This is a genomic window from Streptomyces toxytricini (assembly GCF_014649915.1).
GTDB lineage: Bacteria > Actinomycetota > Actinomycetes > Streptomycetales > Streptomycetaceae > Streptomyces > Streptomyces toxytricini.
Window position 1 is genome coordinate 105,435 of the sequence record NZ_BMTY01000014.1, and the last position, 26,049, is coordinate 131,483.

Genomic DNA, 26,049 nt, shown 5'->3' on the forward strand with positions numbered 1-26,049 from the left:
GTGAACCAGTACGACACCTACCACGCGCTCCTGGCACGGCAGGACGCCATGCGGCTGCGCCGGCGGATCACGGCGCCCGCACCGGCCCCGGCCCGGCGGCCGGCCGCGTACGGCCCGCACCCGGACGCCTATGACGGCGCCGCCGACCAGCGGCTCATCACCGCGAACCTTCCCCTCGCCGGCCCCTCGCCGGAGCTCATCGACCGCCTCTACGACGCCATGTTCGAGCACCACCCCTACCTGCGCGGCCTGTTCCCCGAGTCGATGGCGTTCCAGCGGGCCCACCTGGAGCGGGCTTTGCGCCACCTCATCGACCACCTGCACCGGCCGGACGAGCTCCGCGCCTTCTGCACCCGGCTCGGCCGCGACCACCGCAAGCTGGGCGTGCGCCCGGTGCACTACGAGGTCTTCGAGGCGTCCCTCGCCGAAGCCCTCCGCGGGTGCGCGGGCGCGGGCTGGAGCCGGGACCTGGAGCAGGCGTGGCTGCGGATGCTGCGGTTCGCCGTCGCGGCCATGGTCGCAGGGGCCGAGGAGGCGCTGGCCGAACCGCCGTACTGGGACGCGGTGGTGACGGGGCACCGGTTGTGCGGACCGGACCTCGCCGTGGTCCACGCGCGCACCGCCGAGCCGTACCCCTACCGGGCCGGGCAGTACGCCCACGTCCAGACGCCGCTCCTGCCGCACGCCTGGCGGCCCTGCTCCCTCGCCTGCGCCCCGCGCCCCGACGGCCGGCTGGAGTTCCACGTCCGGGGCGGCGGCGCCGACGAGGTCTTCGAGGCGCTCGTCGCGCGCACCGGCGTCGGCGACAGGTTGCGGATCGGTCCCGCCCAGGGCGTGATGACCGTGGACGGCGCCCCGGACCGGGACGTCCTCATCGCCGCGACGGGGACCGGCTGGGCCGCCGCGAAGGCCATCCTGGAAGAGCTGGAGCGCAGGCCGCGGCCGCCGCGCACCCGCCTGTTCCTCTCGGCCGGCACGCCCGGCGACCTGTACGACACGCCCGCCCTCGCCGCCCTGGAGGACCGCTGCCCGTGGCTGCGCGTGGTCCCGGTCCTCGGCGGGGACGCCGCCGCAGACGCCGACCACACCGCGCTCGCGGAGGCGGTCGCCCGCGGCGGCGACTGGTCCGCGCACCTCGCCTACGTCAGCGGCCCGCCCGCCATGGCATCCGCCACGGTGCGGCAGCTGTCCGCCCTCGGCGTGCCCGCAGACCGGATCCGCCACGACCCGCTCACCGGCGCCGACCCCCTCCGCCCCCACCGGCATCCGCACGGCCGTCCCCAGCCGGGCCCTGCCGTACGGCACGGGGAGGGGGCTGTGCGGCCCTGATCACGCGGGGAGGGAGGGACCGTTCGCCCGGCCGCGCACCCTCCCGCCGACTCGGCCGCGCCGGACCTGGACCCCGGCCGACACCGCCGCCCCCGCCGCGCTGCTCCTGACAGGCGGGGGCTGAGGGGCTTCCGCGGCGCCGGGGGAGCCCGGACGGAAATGGGTGCCGGGCCCGATGGCGGTGCGGCCGGCGCGCGTGTGACGGTGGTGTCGACCCCGATGACCGGTCCCCGGAAGGAGGAGTCATGACACAGCACGACACCGACCCCCTGCACGGCCGCGCGGCCCGGACGCGGCACGGTGAACCCCGCCTCGCCCCCGCCCCGGCCCCCGCCCCCGACACAGGGGACCCGTTCCGGCCGGGCCCGCACCGGCGGGGACGCCGCCCGGCGCAGGCACTGCTGGCGCTCTCCGTGGCGATGCTGGTCGCGGGCATGATCCTGCCGCAGGGTCTGCTCCTCGCGACGGGCCTGGTCACCGCAGGAATGGCGACGTACCTCCTGGTTCCGCCGTACGACCGGGACCGCCTCGACCTCCCCCTATCCGGGCCGGTCCACTTGTCCGGGCCGGTCCACGACAGCCGGCCGGGGGCTGCCTGCCCCTGACCGGCACCGCACCCGAGGAGGCCGCATCCGCTGCCGCCGGGCACGGCACGCCACCCCACGCCCACCCCACGCTGCGGAAGGCGGTGACCCGTGGGACATGCCGACACCCTGCTCGCCATGGGCGGCGCCTTCCTGGCCGCCGCCGTCTTCGCGCGCCTCGGCCGGCGGATCGGACTGCCGACGATCCCGCTGTTCATGCTCGCGGGCATCCTCCTCGGCCCGCACACCCCCGGCCCGGTCCTCGTCGAGGACGCCCACGACTTCGAGATGCTCTCCGCGCTCGGCCTGGTGCTACGGCAGCACCGGCGAGCCGCTGCTCATCCGCACCACCGTCTTCGACGCCCGGGACCGGCGTGCCTACGAGGAGGAGCTCCTGCGCGGCCGCGAGGCCGCCGAGGCGGCGCGCCGGCAGGCCGAAGCCGACCGCGCCCGCCTGCAGGACGCCCTGGCCGTGCTCCAGCAGTCGCTGCTGCCCGACACCCTGCCCGCGGTGCCCGGGATGGAGACCGCGGCGCACTACCACACCGCCTCGCCCGACCGCCTCGGCGGCGACTTCTACGACGTCTTCCCCGTCGACGGCAAGCGCTTCGCCTTCTTCCTCGGCGACGTGTGCGGCAAGGGCCCGCAGGCCGCCGCGGTCACCTCCCTGACCCGGTACACGCTCCGCGCGGCCGCCCTGCACGACCCCGACCCCGTCTCCGCCCTCACGACCCTGAACACGGTCCTCCACGAGCGGTACGCCGCCGGCGGCGACACCCGCTACTGCACCGCCGTCTTCGGCACGCTCGAGCCGGACCCCGCCACCGGGCACGTCACCGTCCACCTCGCCTCGGGCGGCCACCCGCCGGCCCTCGTCCTCCGCGCCGACGGCACGGCCGCCTACCTCCGCACCCCCGGAGGCCTCCTCGTCGGCGTCCTGCCCGACGCCGCCTTCACCACCGCCACCACCGTCCTGTGTCCCGGAGACACCCTGCTGCTCTACACCGACGGCCTCACCGAGGCCCGCACCGGCAAGACCCGCACCGACCTGTACGGGGAGGAGGCCGTGCTCGCCTTCGCCACCGGGCACGCCGCGCGGGCCGGCACCTCCCCGGCGTCCCTGGTCGAGGCCCTGACCGGCCTGCTCGCCGGATTCGGCGACGGCCTGGACGACGACACCGCGCTCCTGGCCCTCGGCGTACCCGCCCTTGACCGCCCGACGGGAGGCACCCCGTGACCCCGCTGAGGATCACCGCCCGGGAGGCCGTGACCGGGCCGGTCCTGGAAGTCTCCGGCGACCTCGACTACGCCGGCGCCCCCGAGCTGCGGGAACGCGTCGCCGCCCTCACCCTCCGCCCCGGACTGCGCCTGGTCCTGGACCTCGACGGGATGGAGTTCTGCGACTCCAGCGGCCTCACCGCCCTGATCGCGGCCCGAAGCCACGCCCACGCCGCCCGGGCGGACCTTGCGCTCGCCGCCGTACCCGCCAACACCCTCCGCATCATGCGGATCGTCGGCCTCGACCAGGTCTTCACCCTCCACCCCGACATCCGGAGCGCCACCACGCCCTGAGCGGCGCGGGAGCGTGCCGCGTGGTGATCATCACAGGAGGGCGGGGCAGGGAACCGCTCCCGGGCGGACCTCCGTCCTTGAACACGTTCAAAGAAATGTGATCAAGGAGTGGGAATGTCGCCGCAGCGTCGACGCACCGTCATCCGGCTCGTCTGCACCGTGGTGGTCGCGGGCCTCGTGGGTGGCTGCTGGTACGTGTCCCGGGTCCTGGCCGCTCTCGACGGCACCCTCGGGGTGCCCTGCGACGAGGCCGCCCGGTTCGCCAAGGCGGCTCCGCTGCCGCCGAAAGCGCACGACCGGCGGTGCACGGCCGGCCAGTGGCAGAGCATCTCGTACGAGCTGGACTTCAGGGCGCCGCGCGAGGAGGTCGAGGACTGGCTGCAGGCCTCGTACCCCGGAACGGAGCTGTCCGGCGACTGCCGGCAGGCGGACGCGTGCAGTCTGCCCGGCCGCATCCGGACGGCCCCCGCGGACGACGGGGAACCCCGCCGCGCCGACGCCCTGTCACTCGAGCTGTACCACGAGCCGGGGGGCACCACGCGGGTCAGGCTCTCCGGTTGGACCATCTGAACCGGTGGCGGCGGGCCGGACGGGCCCGCCGCTGCGCCGGAGCCCGCCCCGCGGCGACGGTACTCCGCCGCCGCAGCGGGCACTCGCGACACGTGACCGAACCCCGCAAGCACCGTGCCGCGCCGGGCCGCCCGCGCGGCGGCCGTCCCGAGCCCGGTGCCGAGACCCGCGGCCCACGCGGGCTGGCCCATCCGGCCCTTATCGCCGGCTCCGCGCCCGTGCCACCGTGCCGTACGGGGTCCCGTCCGGTACGACGGCGGGGGGTCCGCACCCGTCCCGGACCCGCCGGTCCGGTCGGCCGGCCCCGCGAGCCACGACGACGCACGACGATGGAGGAAGCATGCGCAGCGACCAGCGTCCGCAGAACGCCCCGCTCGACGACGACGAGCTCAGCGCCCTCGACGCCCACTGGCGGGCGGCCAACTACCTGTCGGCCGGCCAGATCTACCTGATGGACAACCCGCTGCTGCGCAAACCCCTGGAACCGGCCCACGTCAAACCGCGGCTGCTCGGCCACTGGGGCACCTCACCCGGCCTGAACCTCGTCCACACCCACCTCAACCGGGTGATCCGGAACCGGGACCTGGAGGCCCTGTGCATCTGGGGGCCCGGGCACGGCGGCCCCGCCGTCCTCGCCAACGCCTGGCTCGAAGGCAGCTACAGCGAGACCTATCCGAACGTCAGCCGCGACGAGGAGGGCATGGCCCGCCTCTTCCGCCAGTTCTCCTTCCCCGGCGGCGTCCCCAGCCACGTCGCGCCGGAAACCCCCGGCTCCATCCACGAGGGCGGCGAACTCGGCTACGCCCTGTCCCACGCGTACGGCGCCGCCTTCGACAACCCCGGCCTCCTCGTGGCCTGCGTGATCGGCGACGGCGAGGCCGAGACGGGACCGCTCGCCGCGTCCTGGCACTCCAACAAGTTCCTCGACCCCGTCCACGACGGAGCGGTCCTGCCGATCCTCCACCTCAACGGCTACAAGATCGCCAACCCGGCCGTCCTCGCCCGCCTGCCCGAGTCCGAACTCGACGACCTGCTGCGCGGATACGGCCACGACCCCCTCCACGTCACCGGCGACGACCCCCGCCGGGTCCACCAGGCCATGGCCGCCGCCATGGACACGGCCGTCGACCGCATCCGCCGCCTCCAGCAGCAGGCGCGCAGCGGTGCGGCAGGCAGCCGACCCCGCTGGCCCGTCATCGTCCTGCGCACCCCCAAGGGCTGGACCGGCCCCGCCGAAGTGGACGGCCTGCCCGTCGAAGGGACCTGGCGCGCCCACCAGGTCCCCCTGCCGGCCGTACGCGAGGACGCCGGCCACCGCGCCCGACTGGAGGCCTGGCTCCGCTCCTACCGCCCCGAGGAGCTCTTCGACGACGACGGCAGGCCCCGCCCCCAGGTGCTCGCCTGCGTACCGGAGGGCCCGCGCAGGCTCGGCGCCACCCGTCACGCCAACGGCGGCCTCCTCGTACGGGACCTGCCCCTGCCGCCCCTGGAGCGGTTCGCCGTCCCCGTGGACCGCCCGGGCGGCAGCCGCCACGAGCCGACCAGGGTGCTGGGAGACCTCCTCCAGGCCGTCATGGCCGCCACCGCCGACCGCCGCGACTTCCGGCTCGTCGGCCCGGACGAGACCGCCTCCAACCGCCTGCAGGCGGTGTACGCGGCCAGCGGCAAGGCCTGGCAGGAGCAGGTCCTGCCCTCGGACGAGGACCTCGACCGGCACGGGCGGGTCATGGAGATCCTGTCCGAGCACACCTGCCAGGGCTGGCTCGAGGGCTACCTGCTGACGGGCCGCCACGGCCTGTTCTCCTGCTACGAGGCCTTCGTCCACATCGTCGACTCCATGGTCAACCAGCACATCAAATGGCTCCGGACCTCCCGCGCCCTGCCCTGGCGGGCCCCCGTCGCCTCCCTCAACTACCTGCTCACCTCGCACGTGTGGCGGCAGGACCACAACGGCTTCTCGCACCAGGATCCCGGCTTCGTCGACCACGTCCTGAACAAGAGCCCCGAAGTCGTCCGCGTCTACCTGCCGCCGGACGCCAACACCCTCCTGTCGGTGGCCGACCACATCCTGAGCAGCCGCGACCAGGTCAACGTGGTCGTGGCCGGCAAGCAGCCCTGCTTCGACTGGCTCTCCCTCGACGTGGCCCGCGCCCACTGCGCCCGCGGCGCCGGGGTGTGGGAGTGGGCGGGCACCGAGGACGGCACGCGCGAACCCGACGTCGTCCTGGCCTGCGCCGGCGACGTCCCCACCCAGGAGGTCCTCGCGGCGGCCGACCTGCTGCGCCGGCACCTGCCCCACCTCGCGGTGCGCGTCGTGAACGTGGTCGACATGACCCGGCTCATGCCCCGCGAGGACCACCCGCACGGCATGACCGACCCCGAGTACGACGCCCTCTTCACCCCCGGCCGGCCGGTCGTCTTCGCCTACCACGGCTACCCCTGGCTCGTGCACCGGCTCGCCTACCGCCGGCACGGCCACCCCGACCTGCACGTCCGCGGCTACAAGGAAGTCGGCACCACCACGACCCCGTTCGACATGGTCGTGCGCAACGACCTCGACCGCTACCGCCTCGTCATGGACGTGGTCGACCGCGTCCCCGGCCTCGCCGCCCGTGCCGCGGGCGTCCGGCAGGCCATGGCCGACGCCCGCACCCGCCACCACGCCTACATCCGCGCACACGGCACCGACATGCCCGAGGTCGCCGACTGGACCTGGGACCACTGACCCGCCCCGGAGCGCCGCACCGCCCCCGGCCGCCGTGCGGCGCCCCGAGGCCCCGGATCCCGACACACCGGCGGGAACCGCCCCTTCCGGCTCGGTGGCCGCGCCTCACCCGTACGGCCGATAGGCTGGCCCCGAAGACCGGAAGACCGAGGCCAGGAGGGCCGGTGGGCGTGGAGGAGCCGCTGTCGCGGATGCCCCAGATGAGGCTCGACGAGCTGCTGGAGGAACTGCAGGCCCGCATCAACGCCGCGCGCGGCACCAGGGACCGCGTGCACAGCCTCCTGGAGGCGGTCGTCTCCGTCGGCCGCGGACTGGACCTCTCCCAGGTGCTGCGGCGCATCGTCGAGGCAGCCGCCCTGCTCGTCGACGCCCAGTACGGGGCCCTCGGCGTGATCGGCCCGGACGGCCGGACCCTGTCGCAGTTCCTCACCGTGGGCCTCACCGACGAGGAGGTCGCCCGGTCCGGGCCGCTGCCCGCCGGGCACGGCATCCTCGGCGAGCTCATCCGCCGGCCCGAGCCCCTGCGCCTCGCCGAACTGGGCGCCCACCCGGCCTCGTACGGCTTCCCCGCCCACCACCCGCCGATGCGCACCTTCCTCGGCGTGCCCATCCGCGTCCGGGACGAGGTCTTCGGCAACCTCTACCTGACCGACAAGCACGGCGGCCAGGAGTTCGACGCCGAGGACGAATCGGTGATCGCCACCCTGTCCGTGGCCGCCGGCGTCGCCATCGACAACGCCCGGCTGTACGAGGCCTCCCAGCGCCAGCAGCGCTGGCTCCGCGCCAGCGCGGAAATCACCAACAGCCTCCTCTCCGGCAGCCCCCGCCTGGAGGTCCTCGGGCTCATCGCCCGCCGCGCCCAGGAGATCACCGGGGCGGTGCTCGCCGAGGTGGCCGTGCCCGTTCCCGGGACGGACGGCCTCGTCGTCGAACTCTCCCTCGGCGCGGACGGCGACACCCGCCGCGGCCTCGCCGTCCCGATCGAGGGCACCCTGGCGGGGACCGCGTACGAGGCCGGCACCCCGGTTGCCGCGGCGGGCTCCGCGCACGACGGCCCCCGCGGCGCGGAAGGCGACCGGTCCGCCACACCGGGCCCCGCCGTCGCCGTGCCGCTGGGCACCGCCGCCAAGGACACCCGGGGCGTCCTCCTCCTGGCCCGCGAGGAGACGGGGGCCGTCTTCACCGAGGCGGACCTGGAGGCCCTCCAGGCCTACGCCGGACAGGCCGCCCTCGCCCTCGAACTCGCCGAGCGCCGCAGCGACGCCGAGCAGCTCGCCCTCCTCGAAGACCGCGACCGCATCGCCCGCGACCTGCACGACCTCGCCATCCAGCGGCTCTTCGCGACGGGGATGACCCTGCAGAGCGCCGCACGGCTCGTCCAGCACCAGGGCGCCGCCGAACGGCTCTCGCGCGCCGTCGGCGACCTCGACGAAACCATCAAGATCATCAGGTCCACGATCTTCGGCCTGCGCGCCCGCGAGGAGGACGCCGGAGTGAGCCTGCGCGCGCGGGTCGCCCGCACGGTGGGGGAGACGGCGACGGTGCTCGGTTTCCCTCCCCGCCTCAGCATGGAGGGCCTGCTCGACACGGACGTACCGCCGCAGCTCGCCGACCACGTCATGGCGGCCCTCACCGAACTGCTCAGCAACGCTGCCCGCCACGCCCACGCGACCCGCGTCGAGGTCTCCGTGCAGGCCCGGTCCGAGGACGTCGTCCTCACCGTCGCGGACAACGGCCGCGGCATCCCCGGCGGCGGCCGGCGCAGCGGCTTGCGCAACCTGGAGGAGCGGGCCCGCAGCGTCGGCGGCACCCTGCTGGTCGAACGCCCCGACGGAGGCGGCAGCCGGCTCGTGTTCCGGGCGCCGCTCGCCGCAGGCCACACCGGCTGACCGTACGGCGGCCCGGGCGCGCACCGCCCTACGGCCGCCTATTCGGTCAGCCGAAATCCCGTCACCATGTCCGGCCGGATGCGCAGTACGGCGTCCGTCGACCCGCCCGCACCGCGCGGAGGGTCCGACACCCACGGGCGCAGGCGGGCGGCGAGACCCGCGGCCCGGCCGTCACCCCCGGCGAGGAGCCCGTAGCCGGTGACCACGACCCCCCAGCCCAGGTGCGTCTCGGGGTCGATGCCGTCCGCCTCGTACGCCACCACCACGCCCGCCGTGTCCGCGGGAGCCTCGATCGCCGCCGGCGGCGCACCGTCGTGGAGCCGTACGACGACGTCCTGCCCGTCCATGAGGTGGACGGCCGGGACGACGGCAGGCAGCGCCCGGTGGGTGAAGACCAGGCGCCCGAGCGAGACCGTGCCGAGCAGCCGCAGGGCCTCCGCCCGGCCGAGCGGCAGCATGCGCCGGGGCGCAGGCCCCGCACCCGGCCCGTACACCGTCCGGAGCGCGGCTTCGCCGTTCATACGCCCACCTCCCTTCCGGCGGCCTCACGAGGACAGGACCCGTTGGTCTGTCGGGGTTCAGGCGAAGGAACAGGACACCGCCCGGTCCACGCCGAGCGCGCGGATCACCCGACCGGGCAGCCGCTGCACCCGCCGCAGGCTCAGCCGCCGTCCGCTCGCCACGCAGCGCTCGTGGACCCGCAGCAGGGACTCCGCCCCGGAGCTGTCGCAGAAGGTGACCCCCGCCAGGTCGAGGAGCAGCTCCCGCTCCGCCCCGCCCGCCAGGCCGGCCAGCGCCCACTCGACGCGTCCGGCGGTGTGGATGTCCAGTTCCCCGGACACGGCGACCGCCACCGTGTCCGGCCCGCCCCCGACCACCGTCAGGCTGATCTCGGCCGTGGCCATGGCTGCAACCCCTTTCCCGCGTGCCCTACGGAGCCCCTTGCGGCCCCGATGCGCCCGCCCCTGGAGTCCACCACGCGGCGCACGGGGCACGGCAGGGCCGGCAAGTCCCCGGAGGGGGGCCGAAGGTCCCCCTCCCAGGTCGGCCGCGTTCGAGCTCCCCGGTGCGGCAGCCCCGGCAGGGCCGTCCGGCCCTGGCCGAAGATCCCTGCGACCGGGCACGATGGAGGGGATCCGCAGGCGGCGGACGACAGACGAGGAGTAGCGATGACGGACAGCAGCGGCGGGGCACCGGTCAGGGTCTTCCTGCTCGACGACCACGAGGTGGTGCGCCGGGGCGTGCACGACCTGCTGGACGCCGAACCCGACCTGACGGTGGTGGGGGAGGCCGCCACGGCCGAGGAGGCACTCGTCCGCGTCCCCGCCCTGCGCCCCCGGGTCGCCGTCCTGGACGTGCGGCTGCCCGACGGCGACGGCGTCGCCGTCTGCCGCGAACTGCGCTCCCGCATGCCCGACCTGGCCTGCCTGATGCTCACGTCGTTCGACGACGAGGAGGCCCTCCTCGACGCCATCATGGCCGGCGCGTCCGGCTACGTCCTCAAGCAGATCACCGGAACGGACCTGGTCCACGCCGTCCGCACCGTCGCCTCCGGCCAGTCCCTGCTCGATCCCGGCGCCACCGCCCGCGTCATGGCCCGGCTGCGCGGCGACTCCCCCCGCCCGGAGGAGCCGCAGGCCCTGCCCGGCCTCACGGACCGGGAGCGCGACATCCTCGCCCTCGTCGGCGAAGGACTGACCAACCGGGAGATCGGCAAGCGGCTCTACCTCGCCGAGAAGACCGTCAAGAACAACATTTCCCGGCTGCTGGCCAAGCTGGGCGTCGAGCGGCGGGTGCAGGCCGCCGTCATCGCCGCCCAGGCGCTGGCCCCCAAGGACGGCGGCCCCCGCGGCTGACCCCCGCCCCGGTGCCGCGCCCGGGCCGGCGCCCGTCACGCGGGCGGTACGACCGCCACGGGGCAGCCCGCGTGGTGCAGGGCCGCATGGGCGACCGACCCGATACGGCTGCCCAGGGGCACCCGCCGCACCCGGCGGCCCACCACCAGCAGCTGCGCCCGGGAGGCCGCCGACAGCAGGACCTGCCCCGCGCTGCCGATCTCCACGTGCTCGGTCACCGGCACGTCCGGGTACCGCTCGCGCCACGGGGCGAGCGCCTCGGCCAGCGCCTTCCGCTCGAAGGGCTCCAGCCCGCCCGCCTCGTCCGCCAGGCGCAGCGACCCGGGGCTGTAGGCGAAGACCGGCGGCAGCGTCCAGGCCCGTACGGCCCGCAGCGCCGCCCCGCGCGCGGCGGCGGCCTCGAACGCGAAGCCCAGCACCGCCTCGCTGTCCTCCGGGTCGCCCTGCTGGCCGACGACGACCTCCCCGCCCCCGGCCGGGCCGCCCGCCTGCGCGTCGCGTTCCCGTACGGACACGACCGGCACCGAGGCCTCGGCGATCACCTCCTGCCCGTACGACCCGAGGAGGAACCCGAGGAGCGCACCGTGCCCCCGGGAGCCGAGGACCAGCATCTGCGACCGCTCGCCCTCCTCCAGCAGCGCCGCGACCGCGCCCGCCGGCTTCACCCCGGCCGTCACGGGAAGGTCCGGGAACCGGTCGGCGACCCGCTTCGAGGCCTCCCGCAGCACGGCGTCGGCCGAGCGGGCCTGGCTCTCCTCGTCCTGCACCACGGGTACGTCCAACGGCTGCCACAGCCAGGCGTGCACGATGCGCAGCGGCACGCCGCGCAGTGCGGCCTCGCGTGCCGCCCAGTCGGCTGCCGCCAGGCTCTCCGCGGATCCGTCGACTCCTACCGCGATGGCGCGGGTCATGGGGTGCCTCCCTACCGGTTCGGCGGGCGCGGCCCGTCCGGCCGCCCCTTCCCTCCCAGCATCGGGCAGAGGAGCCCGTCCGCGCAGGGCCGTTCGGCCCTCACGGGCGGGCCGTCCGGGTTCACCGCGCCCCTACGCGGGTCAGTGGAGGATTCCCGCGAGGTCGCCCCCACCTGCGGCGCACGCGAAGGTCCCTCCACAGCACGCCTCCCGCCCCGCGGGAGCCCCGATGAGCAACGAGCCGCGACCACCGGCCGCCTGCGGACGGCCTCCCGCGCAGCCACGGCCCCCCACGCCTCCACCACGGCGTCGCCCGGCGGCACCTCCGGAGGGCGGGCGGCCCCCGGCAGTACGGATACGACGTCGCAGGGCGGATGCCCGAACAGGCCGACGCCGTCCCACACCACCGGCACCGCCCCGGACGGCGCACCCGCGCAGGCACCGGCCTCGATCCCGATCCGGGTGAGGCGGTCCGCCCCGGCCGGGCCCGCCGCCCGCGACGGCCACGTCGCCGAAGACGTCGACCGCCGTCCACGCGGGGTCGAAGAGCAGCCCGTACAGCCATGCGGCTTGGGCGTGCCGGAGCTCCGCATGGCCGCCGCGCGCCAACGGCGTGCACTGCCGGGCGCGATGGAGTCCGGGCGCGGCGGCGCCGGCAGGTCGCGCACCTCGTCCGCGGGCATCCCGAACGCGAGGGTGCCGGCACCGGCCGGCAGCGTCACGCCGAGTCCCGGCCGCACCTCCCACACCACCCCGTCGTGCGGCCCGGCGCGGAAGGCTGTGCGAACGGATCCGGACGGCGCCGTGTGGTTCCCGCACGGCCGGGCATACGCGGGCAGCCGTCGCGTCCCCTTCTGGAGGTTCCCCGATGCCCACGCACTCCGCCCTGGCCGACGTCCACATGGCGGTGGCCGGCGCCGGCCGCGTGCCGTTCCTGGCCCACCTCTACTACGACTCCACCGACCCGTACACGGTGCAGGTCCAGTTCTTCGACCGCGGAACGGCCCTGGCCCGCTGGCACTTCGACCGCCAGATGCTCGCCGAGGGCCTCCACCGCCGCGTCGGCGAAGGCGACGTCGTCTTCCGGCCGCAGCGGACGGAGGACGGCGACGAGGTCCTCATGGAGCTCCGCGACCACACGGCGCCCGACCGGCGGACGGCCGTGGTCGGCACGGACACGGCGACCGTCGCCGAGTTCCTGGAGCAGACGTACGCCCTCGTCCCGGCCGGGACGGAGACCCTGGACCTCGACGGGCCGCTCCAGGACCTCCTCGCACGGTGAACGCCCGCCCGTCGGGTCAGCCCTCCCCCCGATCGCCCTTCGCCCCGCCCGCGCCCGCGACGGATCCCGCTCCGCCGCGTCGGCGAACGGCGCGTCCGGGGACGCCCGGTGGCAGCCCTTCGGGTGCCGCTCGCACAGGCGCAGCTCGCCGGGGGCGGGGACGGAGGCGTGGCGCAGCCCGGCGCGCCGGATGACCCGCCGTTCGATCTCCGCGGCGAGGGAACGCCCGGTCACCTCCTCCACCGACAGGCCCGCGACCACGTGGTTGGTCCGGCGGAGCCGGCCCGCGGCGCCCTGCCGACCACCCGCTCAGGGTGGGGCTGCCCCCCGGGTGGCCGCCGTCAGGCACCGGACGGGGTCCGGCGCATCCAGGGCGGACGGACCGGCCGAATCCATGGTGTGTACGGCCCGTCCGGGCCGCACGGCAGTGAAGGGAGGCGACCCGTGGCAGCATCCCCGGACACGGTGGACGTGCTGGTGGTGGGGGCCGGCCTCGCCGGGCTGGCGTGCGCCCGGGACCTGCTGGCGGCCGGTGCCGGCGTCCGCGTGCTGGAGGCGGGCGACGACGTCGGGGGCCGGATGCGGTCGGACTTGGTCGACGGCTTCACGGTGGACCGCGGCTTCCAGGTGTTCAACACCTCCTACCCCCAGGTCCGCCGCCGACTCCTGCCGAAGGCGCTCGGACTGCATCCGTTCACTCCCGGCGTCCTCGTCCACGGCCCCTCCGGGAGACTCCGCTTCGGCGACCCCGCCCGCCGCCCGCGCATCCTGCCCGACCTGCTCACGGGCCGCCTCGCCGGCCCGCGGGACCTGGCGGCCCTCGGCCTGCTGTGCGCCCGCGACGGGCTGCTGCCCGCGAACCGGATCAAACGCCTCCCGGACACCACCGCGCGCACCGCGCTCGCCGACGCCGGAATCTCCGACGCCCTCGTCGAGGGGTTCTTCCGCCCCTTCCTGTCGGGGGTCTTCCTGGAAGACCGCTTGGAGACCTCCGCCAGGATGTTCCACCTGGTCTGGCGCAGCATGCTGCGCGGCAGCCTCTCCCTGCCCGACCGGGGCATCGGGGCGGTGCCGCAGGCCCTCGCGGCCGCCCTGCCCCAGGGCACCGTGCACCTGGGAAGCCCCGTTGCGGAGCTCACCGGCGACGGCGTGCTCACCGCCGCGGGCCGGGAGGTCGCCGCCCGCGCCGTCGTGGTCGCCACCGGGCCCGGGGCCGTCCCCTCACTGCTCCCCGAAGTCGCCCTGCCCGCCTACCGGGTCGTGACCACCTACTACCACGTCGCCCCCCGCAGCCCACTCGGCGAGCCGACGCTCCTCCTGGACACCCGGCGCCGGTTCCTCAACACCTGCGTCCTCAGCGCCGTCGCCCCCCGGTACGCCCCGGCCGGCCACGCCCTCGTCGCCACCTCCGTCCTCGGCCGGGATGCGGACGGCCGCGAGCGGGGGGTCCGGGCGGCGCTCGCCGAGGCGTACGGCACCGCGACCGACGGCTGGGACCTGCTGGCCGCCCGCACCGTCGAGGACGCCCTGCCCGCCATGGCGCCGCCGCAACCGCTCACCCGCACCACGCGGGTCGCCCCGGGCCGGTACGTGTGCGGGGACCACCGTGCCACCGGCTCCGTCCAGGGCGCGCTGGCCTCGGGTGCGCGGGCCGCCCGCGAGGTGCTGCGCGACCTGGGGTTCCCGGGCCGGCCCTGAACGCCCCCGTACGACCGCAGCCGGCGACGGGCCGGAGGTCAGGGCGGGTCGCCGCCCCGCAACCCCTCCCGGCGCAGCACCTCCTCCAGGTCCGCCAGCCTGTCCAGGCCGCGGACCGGCTGCGCCATCCGCGGATTGCGCTCCAGACGGGCCCGGTGCCGGTGCAGGAAGGCCCAGTAGCCCGCGGTGTACGGACAGGCCCGCTCGCCGACCCGGTCGCCGGGCCGGTAGGCGCACCCGCCGCACAGGTCGCTCATCCGGTTCACGTACGCCCCGCCGGACGTGTAGGGCTTGGTCGTCATGCGCCCGCCGTCGGCGTACTGCGACATCCCGACGACGTTGGGCACCATCACCCAGTCGTATGCGTCGACGAAGCAGCGGTGGAACCAGTCCGTGACGGCCTGCGGATCCCAGCCCCGCTGCAGCGCGTAGCCGCCCAGCAGCATCAGCCGGGGAATGTGGTGCGTCCAGCCGGTGTCCCGCACCTGCGCGAGCGCCGTCGCCAGGCAGTGCGCCCGCACCGCGTCCGCGTCCAGCTCCAGGAACCACCGGGGGAGCGGCTCTCGGTGCCGCAGGGCGTTGCTGCGGCGGTAGTCCTCCCCGAAATACCAGTAGAGCTGCCAGACGTACTCCCGCCATCCGGCGACCTGGCGGACGAACCCCTCCGCGCTGCCCACCGGAGCCCGCCCCGCCCGCCAGGCACTTTCGGCCCGCTCCACGCACTCCGCCGGGTCCAGCAGGCCGAGGTTGAGCGACGACGACAGCAGGCTGTGGCTCATCACCGGATCCCCGGCCAGCATCGCGTCCTCGTGGGGCCCGAACCCGGCGAGCCGGTGCCCGGTGAAGCGACGCAGCGCGGCCAGGGCCTCCCGCCGCGACGCAGGGAACCGGCGCGGGCCGTCCCGGCCGACGAAGGCGACGGAGCCCTCGCGCTCCCAGCGATCGAGGTCGTGGCGCACCTCCTCGTCGATGTCGTCCTCCCGCGGCCGGTAGGGCGGCGGGGCCCCCAGGGTGCGCGCCCCTTTCGGAGGGGGCTCCCGGTTGTCGCGGTCGTGGTTCCACCGGCCGCCGGCCGGGCGGTCGCCGTCCATCAGCAGGTCGTGCGAGCGGCGCACCCAGCGGTAGAAGTCCTCCTGCCGCAGCCGCCGACCGGCGTGCCCGCCGGCCCAGGCCCGGAAGTCTTCGTGCGCGACGAGGAAACCGCGCGCCGGCAGCACGGTCACCGAGGGCAGCGACCGCACCAGCCGCAGTGCCGCGTACGACGTCGGGTGGTGCACCGTCACCGGGCCCTCCCCGACCGCCGCGCGCAGGCCCTCCCGGTAGGTTTCGGCGCGCACGTACCGCACCCGGTCGCCGAGCTCGGCCGCCCGGTGGCGCATCGCGGACAGCACCAGGTGAGCCTTGGCCCGGTGGAACCGGCGGCGCCGGAAGACCGAGCGGGCCTCGACCATCACCACCGGCACGTCGGCTCCGGAGGCCAGGAAGTGCGGACCGAGCTGGTCGCCGAACAACCAGTGGGGGACCGTCATGACAGCACTCCTCGCCTCCGCAGCCCGGGCACCCGCGCCGGTACGGCGTCCTTCGCCGCCGCGGTCCGCCGTGGATGCAGCGGACACCGGCGCGATGGCCGACTCTGCCACGCGCGGGGCGCCGGACGGCCGAGGAGCGAGGGCATGTCCGCCACGCGTCGTCCACATCCGCCCCGTCCGCGCGGCGTCCGCGGCAGTCACCGCCGCAGCCGGACTCGCCCCCACGGACCAGTGGCTGGACGGAGAGGCCGGATGCCACTCACTTTCGGCTGCCCCGGCCCGGACGGGGCGCCGGGTCAGCGGCCTGCGACGGCCTCGCCGATGACCCGGGTGCCGAGCTGTCCGGCGAGCCACTCCGCGCGCGGGAGGTCCCCCCACTTCGACAGGTGGACGAACAGGGTGTGGTGGCCCGCGGGCTCCTCCCCGTCGAGGCCGTCGCTGTTGAAGACCGCTTGGACCGCCTCGTACTTGGCGTACGCCTCGATGCCGAGCTCCGGCACGTCGGGCCAGTACCCGCCCCGGTAGACCGAGGCGGGACCGTACCCCAGGGCGCGCACGAACGCGTCGACCGGCCCCTCCGCCGGAACCTCCTCCTCCACGCGGAACGGCAGCAGGATCTGCATCTCGTGTGCCGATGAGGGCAAGGCGTCGGCCCGGTACACATGGCTCCACTCCCGGTCGTCGAACGGCAGGGCCTGGGAGCGGAACCGGGCTTCCCCGCCCCGGCACCGGGCCGGAGCCGGTGCCGGGGCGGGACCCGAGCGTCAGAGCCAGCTCTGCTGCGGGCTCTTGTTGCACGCCCACAGCTGGACCTTGCCGCCGTTGCGGTTCTCGTGGGTGTCCTGGTCCAGGCACTTGTGGTTGAACTTCGAGCGGATCGTGTTGTCCGGGCCGCGGTACCACTGCTGCTGCGGCTGGCCGTTGCACGTCCACAGCTGGACCTTGGCGCCGTTGTTGTTGATCGTGTTCGTGTCGGCGTCGAGGCACTTGTTGTTGTTGAAGTCCACCCTCAGCGCCCCGTTCGGCTCCAGGATCCAGCGCTGGTTGGCGGCGTGGTTGCAGTCCCATACCTGGGCCCGCCCGCCGTTGTCGTTGATGGTGTTCGTGTCGGCGTCCAGGCACCGGTTGCTGATCTGGACCCGGTAGGAGACCGCGGCGGCGGGCGCCGGGGCCGTCCGGGCGTTCCCCTCCGCGGCGCCCGCGGCCCCCTCCACCGTGGCCAGGGGCAGGAGCGTGAGCGCCACGCCGGCCGACAGGTTGCGGGCCGTGCGGATGTCGAAGCGCATGGTCGAGTGGCCTTTCGTTTCGGAAACGGGCCGGCGGCGGGCATACCGGTGCCGCGCAGGGAATGCGGGGGACGGGAGCCGCGTGCTTCACCTCACGGGGTGAACCGCCGACTGGATGCTCCGAGTTTGTGCCGGTCCGGGAGGTCCCGCAACGTTGTCCCGGTTGCTTCGCCCATGTCGGGATCCCTACCCTCCTGACCTGCCGGGACGTGCCCGTCCCGGGACAGGCGCGCCGCCGCGGGGGCACCCCGGGCGGGCGAACCGGGAATCTTCCACGGGGATACGGGGGCACGCATGGGCCACGTCGACGGCGTCGAACGGCGTGCGACGCCGGCCCGTCGGCTGGGGGAGGCCCTGCGGGCGCTCCAGCAGCGGTCCGGGCTGACGCTCAGGGACCTTGAGCGGCGGGCCCTGGTCAGCGACTCCTCCCTCTCCCGCTACTTCCGCGGGTCGACGGTGCCGCCCTGGACCGTCGTACGGGACATCTGCCGGGCCATGGACACCGATCCGGCGGACTACCGCGCCCTGTGGGAAGCCGCCGACCGCACGCAGAACCGCCCGCAGCCCGGCCCGGCCACTGCAGCGGAACCGGCCGCGGACGCGGAACGGGCGGCAGCCCCGAGCCTGTCCGCGGAGGGGAGGCCGGAGCCGCGCCCGGCTCCTGACGACGCGTCTGCCGAGTCCCCGCCCCGGTCCCCGGAGCGCCCTGCACGGCCGTCCGCCTCCGGCCGCCGGCGCTGGACGGCTGCCGCCTTCGTGGCCGGCCTGGCACTGGGCGTCGGCGGCACCCTGCTGTGGGACGCGACGCCGGCCCCGGACCCGGCCCGCGTGTTCCGGAACAAGGCCACCGAAACCTGCCTGGACGACAGCGTCGAGGGGCTGCGGAGCTGGCCCTGCAACGGCCTGCACTACCAGGAATGGGAACTGCGCCCCGGCGGCTCCGGCCCCGGCGAGCTCCGCAACCGGGCGACCGGAGCCTGCCTGGACAACAGCGGTACGGCACCCCGCGCCCGCTCGTGCACCGGCTCCACCCACCAGGACTGGACGGTCACGAGCCGGGACGACGGGACGGTCCAGCTCCGCAACCTGGCCACCGGAACCTGCCTGGAGGCCGGTCCGGCGGCCCTGGCCGCCCGGACGTGCGACGGCTCGGACCGGCAGCGCTGGACCTGACCCGATACCAGGGGAGGCCGCCGTCAGCCCCGGCCCAGCCCACGGACCCGGAACTGCATCACCCGGTAGGGCCAGTCGGCCCCCGTCCGCCACTGGCTCACCGTCAGGTGCAGGTCGTCGAGGCGCGAGCCGGGGACGACGTACCCCCCGTACGGCTGGGCGACGTGCGCACCGCCCTCCTCGCCCCAGGCCGCCCCTTGGATCAGAGTCTTCCGGTACGCCGCCCCGAGGTCCGCGGTGGGCCGGTCCACGACGAGGGCGTCGATGCGCGCCTGCGCGGCGTCGAAGCACACCAGCAGCCAGTGCCCGTCGAGCCGCCGCAGGCACAGCTCCCCGAAACCCCCCTCCAGGACCGGCGTCGGCGGGTTCCCCCAGCCCCAGGAGCCCGCCCGGTAACCCCACGGCACGTACGCGGCCGGATCGGCCAGCGCGTCCGCCGCGACCCGGTGCAGCAGGAGCGGCCCGTTCCGCCCGTAGCCCGTGGAGTACGCGTAGACATGGCAGTCGTCCGCGAGCGCCCAGGTCAGCAGCTGGAACAGGCCGCCGTGGGCGTCGCCCGGGAAGCGGGCCCCGGTGTGCCGCCAGGTCGTGCCCGCGTCGTCCGACCGCCAGATCTCCGTTGACAGCACGTTCCCCCACCCGCGGTGCACGCTGACATGCAGGAACAGGCTGCCGTCCAGCAGGATCACGTCGGACGGGAGCACGGTGGTGAAGAGCGGGTTGTCGTGCGCGTACGCCCACAGCTGCCGGGCGTGCTCCCCTCCGACGGCCCCGCTCCAGGCGATCCCCTCATCGAGGCGCGAGGTGTCCGAGTACAGGCCGACGGGGGAGCGCCACCAGCCGCCGCCCACGCGGGCCTCCTCGAAGGTGTCGCCGAACACGAAGAGCATCCGGCCGTCCGGCACCCGGACCGGAATCCCGAGGTCGGTGGCCTCCATGCGAAAGCGCGTCGTGATGCCCGGGCCGGTCAGATCGCGCACCTTCCCCACCCGCAGCTCCCCGGGCCCGCCCCGTCCGGCGCCCTCGGGCCCGTCGGGGCCCCGGCCTCCGGTACGCCCGACCGGGCCGGCCCCGAGGGCCGCCGCGGCCGCCGCCCGCAGGAACGTCGACCGGCGCATCCCCGGTCCGCGCAGCACCGTCACGCCTGCACAACCCGGACGGCCGCCCGCACGTCACGCCCGTCCCGGCGGTGCCCCGACCCCCGACACCCCGCAGTGGCGCGTTCGGGTGCACCCCGACCCGCCGCGACCCGTATCGGCCACCCCGTCCGCCACGATGGAGGACGCGCCGCGGCGCCCGGCCCCGGACGAGCCCGCACCCCCTCCCACCCCGTCGGAGTCCCCATGGCAGCACCGCCGGCCCCGCCCCGCCCGCGCCGCTCCGGAGCGTCGCTCCTGCCCGTCCTCCTCCCCCTCGCGCTCCTGGTCGTCGCGGCGGTGGGCGTCGGCTCGTGGCTGCAGTTCGGCGAGCGGCAGGCGGGCGACACGGTGCACACCGTCGGATCCCGGGCCGCCGACCGGGTCGACGTGGAGGCCGTCGTCCAGCACGTGGACGCCGTGGCCAGGGAGCTGGTGCTGCGCGTCTGGGTGACCCCGCGCGGGACGCTCGGCGAGGCGGAGGGCACGGCCCCCGCGGCCGACCTCGACCTCCAGACCTCCGGGGCGACCGTCGGCGACCTGGAGTTCGCGGCGCACGAGCGGATCGAGAGCAAGGACGTGCAGGTCGCGCTCACGGGCGGGTCGGTCGGCGACTACCCGTTCGACACCTACCGCACCGGCATCGCCTTCCGGGCGCAGATGGGCGGCAAACAGGTGCCGGTGCGCCTGCTCGTCGCCAACAACGACACGCTCTTCGCCATGAAGGCCCGCCCCGCGCCCTCCGGACAGGAGGGGGCCGTGATGGTGCTGACGCTGTCCCGCTCGGGCAGTCTGCTGGTCTTCGCGGTCTTCATGATGGCCGTCATGTGGGCCCTGGCGGGGTCCGTGCTCCTCGGCGCCTGGTACCTGACGACCCGCAACCTGGGCCTGGTCTGGCCGGCGCTCGCCTGGATGGCCGCCACCCTGTTCGCGCTGGCCGCGTTCCGCAACACCGCCCCCGGCACACCGCCGATCGGCTGTGTGCTGGACTGGTTCGCGTTCCTGTGGGCCGAGACCGTCATCGCCCTCTGCCTGGTCACCGTGGTCGTCACCGGCGTCCGCACCGCCCTCCGCGACGACGGCCCGCCCGGGTAGCCCGCGAGGGCCGCTCCGGTCGTCCCGGAGCGGCCCCCGCGGCCCTACGCGGCGCGCCCTCCGGTCAGCAGTGCGGCACGGACGTCTGGGCGGCGACCAGCGACGAGTGCACGTACCCGGTGCCCACCGGGCTGGAGACCCGGAACCAGCGGTTCGAGGCGTAGTTCGAGCTCGGCGGGTACACCCACTGGCTGTCCAGCCAGCACTGCATGCCCACCCCGGTGCCGTTGCCGAGGTAGCCGTACGAGCCGCAGCCGGTGTTGGCGCAGGAGCGGACGTTCGCCCCGCCGCTGTTGGACCAGATGTAGCTGCCGGCGGCCTCGGCCGCGCCGCCGCCGGCGAGGACGCCGGTCAGGGCCAGGCCCGCGGCGGCCGCCGCGAGCGCCGTCCGGGTCCGCAGCCTGTCGGTGAAGCGTCGCATGGTGGTGCTCCTTCGCGTCGTGGAGGTCAAAGCCGCCGCCGGGGCACTGCTCGGTGACCCGGCGGCGCCCAACCAGCAAGCCCGTCCGGACCCGCCCGGCGGAAGGGCTCCGCCGCAGGCCGGACGGGTCCGGACGCCGCTCCGTACAACTCCGTACAGCCCGTGCGTCAGCGGCAGGGCGGCGCGTACGGCAGACCGGGCAGCAGCGACGCCCACTCGGCCCGGGTGATCGGCGAGCCGGCCCGCTCGCAGACGTGCCGGGCGGCGTCCTCCGCGCCCGTGCTCCACACCAGGGCCGCCGGGGCCGAGCCGCCGGCCGCCAGCGAGCGTCCGTCGGGGCTGTACGCGACGGCGTACCCCTTGCCGCCGAGGCCGCTCAGCACGGCCCGCGCCTGCGGCGGCCGCGCCCCGGCACGCCCGGCGCCGGAGGTGTCCCACAGCCAGACGGTGCTGTCGGTGCTCGCCGCGGCCAGGGTCGCGCCGTCCGGGGCGAAAGCGAGCGCGTACACGTAGCTGCTGGGACCGGTCAGCGGCGGGCCGGTGCTCACCGGACGCCCGCCGTCCGCCGTGCCGTCGAACCTCCACAGCCACACGTCCCGGTCGCCGGTGCCGGCGGCGAGCGTCCGCCCGTCCGGACTGAACGCCACCGACATCACATAGCTCCCCGGCCCCTGGAGCACGGCCTCCGCCCGCGGGGCGGCGCCGCCCTCCGGCAGCCGCCACAGCAGCACCTGCTTGTCGACGGTGCCCGCGGCCAGCCGCCGCCCGTCCGGGCTGAACGCCACCGCGTACACGAAGTTCGTCGGCTCGGTCAGCTCGCCCGCCTGTCGGGGCCGGTCCGGGTCCCGGGTGTCCCACAGCCGGACGGTACGGCCCTCGCTGCCCACCGCCAGGGTGCCGCCGTCCGGCGAGAAAACCGCGGACTGGATGGTTCCGGTGCCGCCGGCGAGCGGCTCGCCGCGCGGCGCGGCCTGCTCGGGACGGCTCGTGTCCCACAGCCACACCTTGCCGTCGCGGCCGCCCACGGCCAGCGTGCGGCCGTCCGGGGTGAAGGACAGCGTGCCCGAATAGCCCGTCGGATTGGGGAGGGGCCGGCCCACAGGGCGGGGGAGCCACGGATCGCGGACGTCCCACAGGTGCACCTCGCGTCCCGCCACAGCAAGCAGCCTCCCGTCGGGGCTGTAGGCCACGGCGTTGACGGTGCCCTGTACGCCGTGCAGGGGGCGCGCGGGCAGCCGCCAGATCCGTACCGTGCCGTCGGCGGCGCCGCTGACCATTCCCTGCCCGTCGGGGAGGAACGCCAGCGAGGTCACCGGGCCCGGGTGCGGGAACACGCCGAGCGGGGTGCGGCCGGCGGCGTCGTACAGGCGCACCCGGTTGTCGGCGCTGCCCGTGGCCAGCCACCGCCCGTCGGTGCTGTGCGCGACCGTGTTCACGTAGCTGGCGGGGCCGTCCGCGGCCGCGGGGGCGCCTGCGATGACGTCGGGGGACGGCGGCGCGCCGTCCCCGGCGCCCGGAACCGTCCACAGCCGGGTGGACCGGTCCTGGCTGCCGGCCGCGAGCCGCCGGCCGTCCGGGCTGAACGACAGCCCGAGCACCGGCCCCGCGGCCCCGGCCAGCGGCTCCGCGAAGGGCACCGGCCGGTCGCTGCCGGAGGCGTCCCACAGGCGGACCGCCCCGTCCGCCCCGCCGGCCGCGAGCACGGCCGGGCCGCCGGAGCGGAAGGCGACCGAGTGGACGGGCCGGTCGGAGCCGCCGAGCCGGACGGCCGGCCCGAAGCCGCCGGCGCCCGTACCCGCGCCGGGGGCGGACGCGGCCGGGCGGGCGCCCCCGGCGCGCTCCCACACGTACACCCCGCCGTCCGCGGACCCGGCGGCCAGCCGGGCCCCGTCCGGGGCGAACGCCAGCCCGTACACGGCCGACGAGGGCCCGGGCAGCACAGCCCCGGCCGCCGCGCCCCCGGCCACCGTGCTCCCGGCCGCGCCGGCGCCTCGGCCCGAGCTCCCGTCCGCGCCGCCGGCCACCGAGCTCCCGGCCGCGCCGGCGCCCTGGCCCGAGGCGCCGGGCGCGGCGGCGCCCCGGCCCGGCTCCCACACCCGTACGGTCCCGTCGCCCGCGCCCGCAGCGAGCAGCCCGCCGTCCGGGCTGAACGCCAGCGCGTACACGGTGTCCGCAAACGGCGGCGACGGTGCGTCCAGGCGCTGCGGCCGCGCCGTGTCCCGCAGGTCCCACAGCGCGACCGTGCGGTCCAGGCCCGCTGCCGCGAGCGTGCGCCCGTCCGGGCTGAGCGCAACCGCCTGCACCACCCCGCGGAACGCCAGCAGCCGGGTCACCGCGGGCATCGCCGAGGCGTCCGTCAGCGCCGCCCGCGCCTCCGCCGTGGGCGCGGTCCGGTACGCCACCAGGCTCAACTGCGCGGCCAGCGCGACGTCGCTGCCCCGCAGCCGCTCCGAGCGGGCCGCGACCAGGCGGGACAGCGCCGTCCTCCGCTGCTGCTCGGCATCGCGCCGCTGCACCAGCGCCACCGAGGCCAGACAGCCCGCGAGGGTCGCCAGGACCGTCAGCAGCACCAGCAGCCGCCGCAGCCGCCGGGCGTGCTGCCGCTCCCGGCGGGCCCGCTGCTCTTCCGCGGACCGGCTCGCGGCCAGGAACTCGCCTTCCGTGGGGGTCAGTTCACCGGCATGGCCGCTCTGCTCGGCCCACCGGGCGGCCAGCGCCAGCCGCATGCCGCGGTACAGCAGCGAGGACTCCCGGTCCGCCGACCGCCAGCGCTCCGCGTCGCGCGCCAGGTCCTGCCACACCAGGTGCCCCGCGCGGTCGGCCTCGATCCAGCCGTGCAGCCGGGGCCAGGCCGTCAGGAGCGCCTCGTGCGTGATCCGGGCGCCGTCGCCGTCCAGCCCCACCAGGCGCCGGTCGACGAAGCACTCCAGCACCTCGTACACCTCCTCGGCGCGCGCGCCGCACCACTCGTCCGCGGGGGAGGAGGAGCCGGGCAGCGGCAGCACCCGGCGGGTGTCGGGAACACCGTCCCCGACCGTCACCATGCGCAGGAACAGCGTCCGGGCCAGGGCGCGCCGGCTGTCGCTGAGCGCGGCGTACGCCTCCTCCGCGCTCGCCGAGACCGCCGCCGACATCCCGCCGCCGGCCCGGTAGTCCGCGATGGTCAGGACGCTGCCGCGGCCCCGCTCCCAGGTCGACAGCAGGGCGTGCGAGAGCAGAGGCAGCCCGCCGGCGCCCGAGTCCCGCAGGTCGGCGACCAGCAGGTCCGCGAAGCCCTCGTCGACGGCGAGCCCGGCCCGGGCGGCCGGCCCGTGCACGGCGCTGTGGATCTCGTCGGTGGTGAGCGCCCCGACGACGATCTGCCCGCGCTGGAGGGCGGCCGCCAACTCGGGTTCCTGGAGGGCCTGCGCGTAGAAGTCGGCGCGCAGCGCGCCCAGGACGTGGACGCGGGTGCAGGGGAGCGCGGCCAGGAAGGCCAGGAACCGCTCCCGCTCGGCCGGCTCCCGGCAGACCGTGAAGACCTCCTCGAACTGGTCCACGGCCACCAGCACCCGGACGCCCCGCCGCTCCGCCCACTCCCGCAGGTGTGCGGCGAGCCCGGCCGGGGTGTCGGGCACCGCGTCCGCTCCGCCCGTCAGGGCGCGTACGGCCCGGACCAGCTCCGACGCGGGAGCCCGCCCCGGGGCCGGCAGGCAGGGCACGAAGCCGTGCCCGGCCCGCAGCACCGGCAGCACCCCGGCCCTCAGCAGCGACGACTTGCCCGAGCCGGAGGCGCCGACCAGGAGGTGGGGGACGTCCGGCCCGTCGGCGAGGAGCCGCTCCACGACCGCGTCCCGCAGCCGGTCCCGGCCGAAGAACCAGTCCGCGTGGTGCTCCTCGAAGCGGGCGAGCCCCCGGTACGGGACGACGCCGCGGGCGGCCCGCGGAGTGCGGGACCGGCGCAGGTCGGCCAGCCGCTCCAGCCAGCGGCCGGCCTCCTCGGGATCCTTGACGCCGAGCTCCTCCAGCACCCGGCGGAACAGCGGCAGCGAACCCAGCGACGGCAGGCTCTGACCGGCCAGCCAGCCGCCGATCGTGGTGTGCGCGCCGGGCGACTCCACCCGGGCGGCGAGCACCCGCACGGTCAGGCCGGCCTCCTCCCGCAGGCGGGTCAGATCGGATGCGAACTCCTCCCGCGGCGACGGCCCCACGGCCGGAGCGTCGGGCGGACCCGTCGGGCCGGGCGGCGCCGGCGGCTCCCCCGCTGCCGCCGGGCCGGCGTCGGGCGGGGGTAACGGCTGTGGTGAACGGTCCATCGCGCCTCCGCGGATACGGTGTCGGTGGGGCACATGCGCAGGCATCCTGCACGCACCGCCGCAGCGCCGCCCCGCGCTCTCCGCGAACCGGTCTCTTTTCCGTACACCCCGCGCGCCCCGGCGAGCGTTCCTGCGCACACCGGCCAGGAGCACCGCCCCCGGGCCGCCGGCGGGTGAGCCGGCGACCCGGGGGCGTCCCTGGTCGGTCAGTAGCCGGTGCTGCCGTAGATGCGCTGGCCGTCGTACGTGCCGCCTTGGCAGTACCAGTAGCCGCTGCTGTGCTTCACGGGTGCGCCGCCGCCGTACTTGCAGTCGCCCCAGGACACCTGGGGCGCGGCCGCGGAGGCCGCGTGGGAGACGGTGACGCCCGTCCCGGCCAACGCCAGCGAGGCGAGGGCCAGGCCGAGCAGTCGTCGAACGCGCATGGCTTGCTCCTCTCGGGATTAACCCGTTCGGGTCATTCCAAGACTGACTGCACGATGCACCCGAGAGCGCGCGCGACTACGCCATGTGGGTGACCCCAGGGGAGGGTGGGCCCGCCCCGTCCGACCACGCGGAGTGACCGGACGGGCACCCCGCCGCCGGGAGTTCCCGCCCGGGTCCGTCCGGCCCGGCGACGGCCGCACCGGGCCGGGTGCCGCACCTTTTGTCGATCTTGAGTAGGCTCGGCGTCCGGGGCCGGTCCGCCTGCGAACCGG

The 26,049-nt window shown here is 76.0% G+C and carries 21 protein-coding genes and 1 pseudogene; 12 read left to right on the plus strand and 10 right to left on the minus strand.

Annotation, left to right across the window (positions count from 1 at the left end; genetic code table 11):
• The 7 genes and pseudogenes from IE170_RS19180 to IE170_RS19215 all read left to right on the plus strand — a co-directional run bounded on the left by IE170_RS19180 (position 1) and on the right by IE170_RS19215 (position 8,669).
• Positions 1-1,329: a globin domain-containing protein gene (locus IE170_RS19180; protein WP_229884967.1), complete on the plus strand. Its 1,329-nt coding sequence runs from the start codon at positions 1-3 to the stop codon at positions 1,327-1,329.
• 245 nt (positions 1,330-1,574) lie between these two features.
• A complete protein-coding gene (locus IE170_RS19185) occupies positions 1,575-1,934 on the plus strand; it encodes a hypothetical protein (protein WP_189810636.1) in 360 nt (119 codons plus the stop codon).
• 292 nt (positions 1,935-2,226) lie between these two features.
• Positions 2,227-3,150: pseudogene (locus IE170_RS19195) on the plus strand (PP2C family protein-serine/threonine phosphatase); the annotation flags it as partial.
• Entirely contained in the window at positions 3,147-3,485 is a 339-nt protein-coding gene (locus IE170_RS19200; protein WP_189810637.1) for an STAS domain-containing protein, read from the plus strand. The pseudogene IE170_RS19195 and the gene IE170_RS19200, both read left to right, overlap by 4 nt.
• A 114-nt stretch (positions 3,486-3,599) precedes the next feature.
• Positions 3,600-4,055, plus strand: coding sequence for a hypothetical protein (locus IE170_RS19205; RefSeq protein ID WP_189810638.1), 456 nt, complete (start codon positions 3,600-3,602; stop codon positions 4,053-4,055).
• Between the two features lie 340 nt (positions 4,056-4,395).
• Positions 4,396-6,780: a phosphoketolase family protein gene (locus tag IE170_RS19210; protein WP_189810639.1), complete on the plus strand. Its 2,385-nt coding sequence runs from the start codon at positions 4,396-4,398 to the stop codon at positions 6,778-6,780.
• A gap of 191 nt (positions 6,781-6,971) precedes the next feature.
• Positions 6,972-8,669, plus strand: a complete 1,698-nt coding sequence (locus IE170_RS19215; protein ID WP_411912146.1) for a sensor histidine kinase — start codon at positions 6,972-6,974, stop codon at positions 8,667-8,669.
• Positions 8,670-8,707: 38 nt separating this feature from the next.
• Here the strand turns inward: IE170_RS19215 and IE170_RS19220 are convergent, their stop codons facing one another.
• Both IE170_RS19220 and IE170_RS19225 read right to left on the minus strand, forming a co-directional pair.
• The gene (locus tag IE170_RS19220) at positions 8,708-9,190 is read right to left on the minus strand and encodes a pyridoxamine 5'-phosphate oxidase family protein (RefSeq protein ID WP_189810640.1); all 483 of its coding nucleotides are present in this window, start codon (positions 9,188-9,190) and stop codon (positions 8,708-8,710) included.
• A 57-nt stretch (positions 9,191-9,247) separates the two neighbouring features.
• The gene (locus IE170_RS19225) at positions 9,248-9,574 is read right to left on the minus strand and encodes an STAS domain-containing protein (RefSeq protein ID WP_189810641.1); all 327 of its coding nucleotides are present in this window, start codon (positions 9,572-9,574) and stop codon (positions 9,248-9,250) included.
• A gap of 264 nt (positions 9,575-9,838) precedes the next feature.
• Here IE170_RS19225 and IE170_RS19230 point away from each other — a divergent pair, with 264 nt between their 5' ends.
• Positions 9,839-10,525 carry a response regulator gene (locus tag IE170_RS19230; RefSeq protein WP_189810642.1) on the plus strand — a complete coding sequence of 229 codons (687 nt, stop codon included), beginning with the start codon at positions 9,839-9,841 and terminating at the stop codon, positions 10,523-10,525.
• Positions 10,526-10,560: 35 nt separating this feature from the next.
• Here the strand turns inward: IE170_RS19230 and IE170_RS19235 are convergent, their stop codons facing one another.
• Entirely contained in the window at positions 10,561-11,436 is an 876-nt protein-coding gene (locus IE170_RS19235) for a universal stress protein (RefSeq protein WP_189810643.1), read from the minus strand.
• 868 nt (positions 11,437-12,304) lie between these two features.
• Between IE170_RS19235 and IE170_RS19240 the strand changes: the two genes are divergently transcribed.
• Together IE170_RS19240 and IE170_RS19245 are read left to right on the plus strand one after the other, a co-directional pair.
• Complete coding sequence (locus IE170_RS19240; RefSeq protein WP_189810644.1) at positions 12,305-12,718, plus strand: SsgA family sporulation/cell division regulator; 414 nt, start codon at positions 12,305-12,307, stop codon at positions 12,716-12,718.
• 444 nt (positions 12,719-13,162) lie between these two features.
• A complete protein-coding gene (locus IE170_RS19245) occupies positions 13,163-14,416 on the plus strand; it encodes an NAD(P)/FAD-dependent oxidoreductase (protein WP_189810645.1) in 1,254 nt (417 codons plus the stop codon).
• Positions 14,417-14,454: 38 nt separating this feature from the next.
• Here the strand turns inward: IE170_RS19245 and IE170_RS19250 are convergent, their stop codons facing one another.
• From IE170_RS19250 to IE170_RS19260, 3 genes are all read right to left on the minus strand, one after another.
• A complete protein-coding gene (locus tag IE170_RS19250; RefSeq protein WP_189810646.1) occupies positions 14,455-15,945 on the minus strand; it encodes a cryptochrome/photolyase family protein in 1,491 nt (496 codons plus the stop codon).
• 296 nt (positions 15,946-16,241) lie between these two features.
• Entirely contained in the window at positions 16,242-16,568 is a 327-nt protein-coding gene (locus tag IE170_RS19255; RefSeq protein ID WP_189810647.1) for a hypothetical protein, read from the minus strand.
• Positions 16,569-16,709: 141 nt separating this feature from the next.
• Positions 16,710-17,231: a ricin-type beta-trefoil lectin domain protein gene (locus tag IE170_RS19260; protein ID WP_189810648.1), complete on the minus strand. Its 522-nt coding sequence runs from the start codon at positions 17,229-17,231 to the stop codon at positions 16,710-16,712.
• Positions 17,232-17,525: 294 nt separating this feature from the next.
• On the opposite strand from IE170_RS19260, the gene IE170_RS19265 reads away from it, so the two are divergent.
• Positions 17,526-18,404: an RICIN domain-containing protein gene (locus IE170_RS19265; RefSeq protein ID WP_189810649.1), complete on the plus strand. Its 879-nt coding sequence runs from the start codon at positions 17,526-17,528 to the stop codon at positions 18,402-18,404.
• A gap of 23 nt (positions 18,405-18,427) precedes the next feature.
• Here IE170_RS19265 and IE170_RS19270 read toward each other — a convergent pair whose 3' ends face one another.
• Positions 18,428-19,522, minus strand: coding sequence for a glycoside hydrolase family 183 protein (locus IE170_RS19270; RefSeq protein WP_189810726.1), 1,095 nt, complete (start codon positions 19,520-19,522; stop codon positions 18,428-18,430).
• Between the two features lie 225 nt (positions 19,523-19,747).
• Between IE170_RS19270 and IE170_RS19275 the strand changes: the two genes are divergently transcribed.
• The gene (locus tag IE170_RS19275; protein ID WP_189810650.1) at positions 19,748-20,635 is read left to right on the plus strand and encodes a DUF4436 family protein; all 888 of its coding nucleotides are present in this window, start codon (positions 19,748-19,750) and stop codon (positions 20,633-20,635) included.
• A 64-nt stretch (positions 20,636-20,699) separates the two neighbouring features.
• Here the strand turns inward: IE170_RS19275 and IE170_RS19280 are convergent, their stop codons facing one another.
• From IE170_RS19280 to IE170_RS19290, 3 genes are all read right to left on the minus strand, one after another.
• Complete coding sequence (locus tag IE170_RS19280; protein ID WP_189810651.1) at positions 20,700-21,056, minus strand: hypothetical protein; 357 nt, start codon at positions 21,054-21,056, stop codon at positions 20,700-20,702.
• 167 nt (positions 21,057-21,223) lie between these two features.
• Complete coding sequence (locus IE170_RS19285; protein ID WP_189810652.1) at positions 21,224-25,246, minus strand: nSTAND1 domain-containing NTPase; 4,023 nt, start codon at positions 25,244-25,246, stop codon at positions 21,224-21,226.
• Between the two features lie 311 nt (positions 25,247-25,557).
• Positions 25,558-25,776 (minus strand): hypothetical protein, encoded by a 219-nt coding sequence (locus tag IE170_RS19290; protein ID WP_189810653.1) that lies wholly within the window; start codon positions 25,774-25,776, stop codon positions 25,558-25,560.
• Positions 25,777-26,049: the final 273 nt, after the last annotated feature.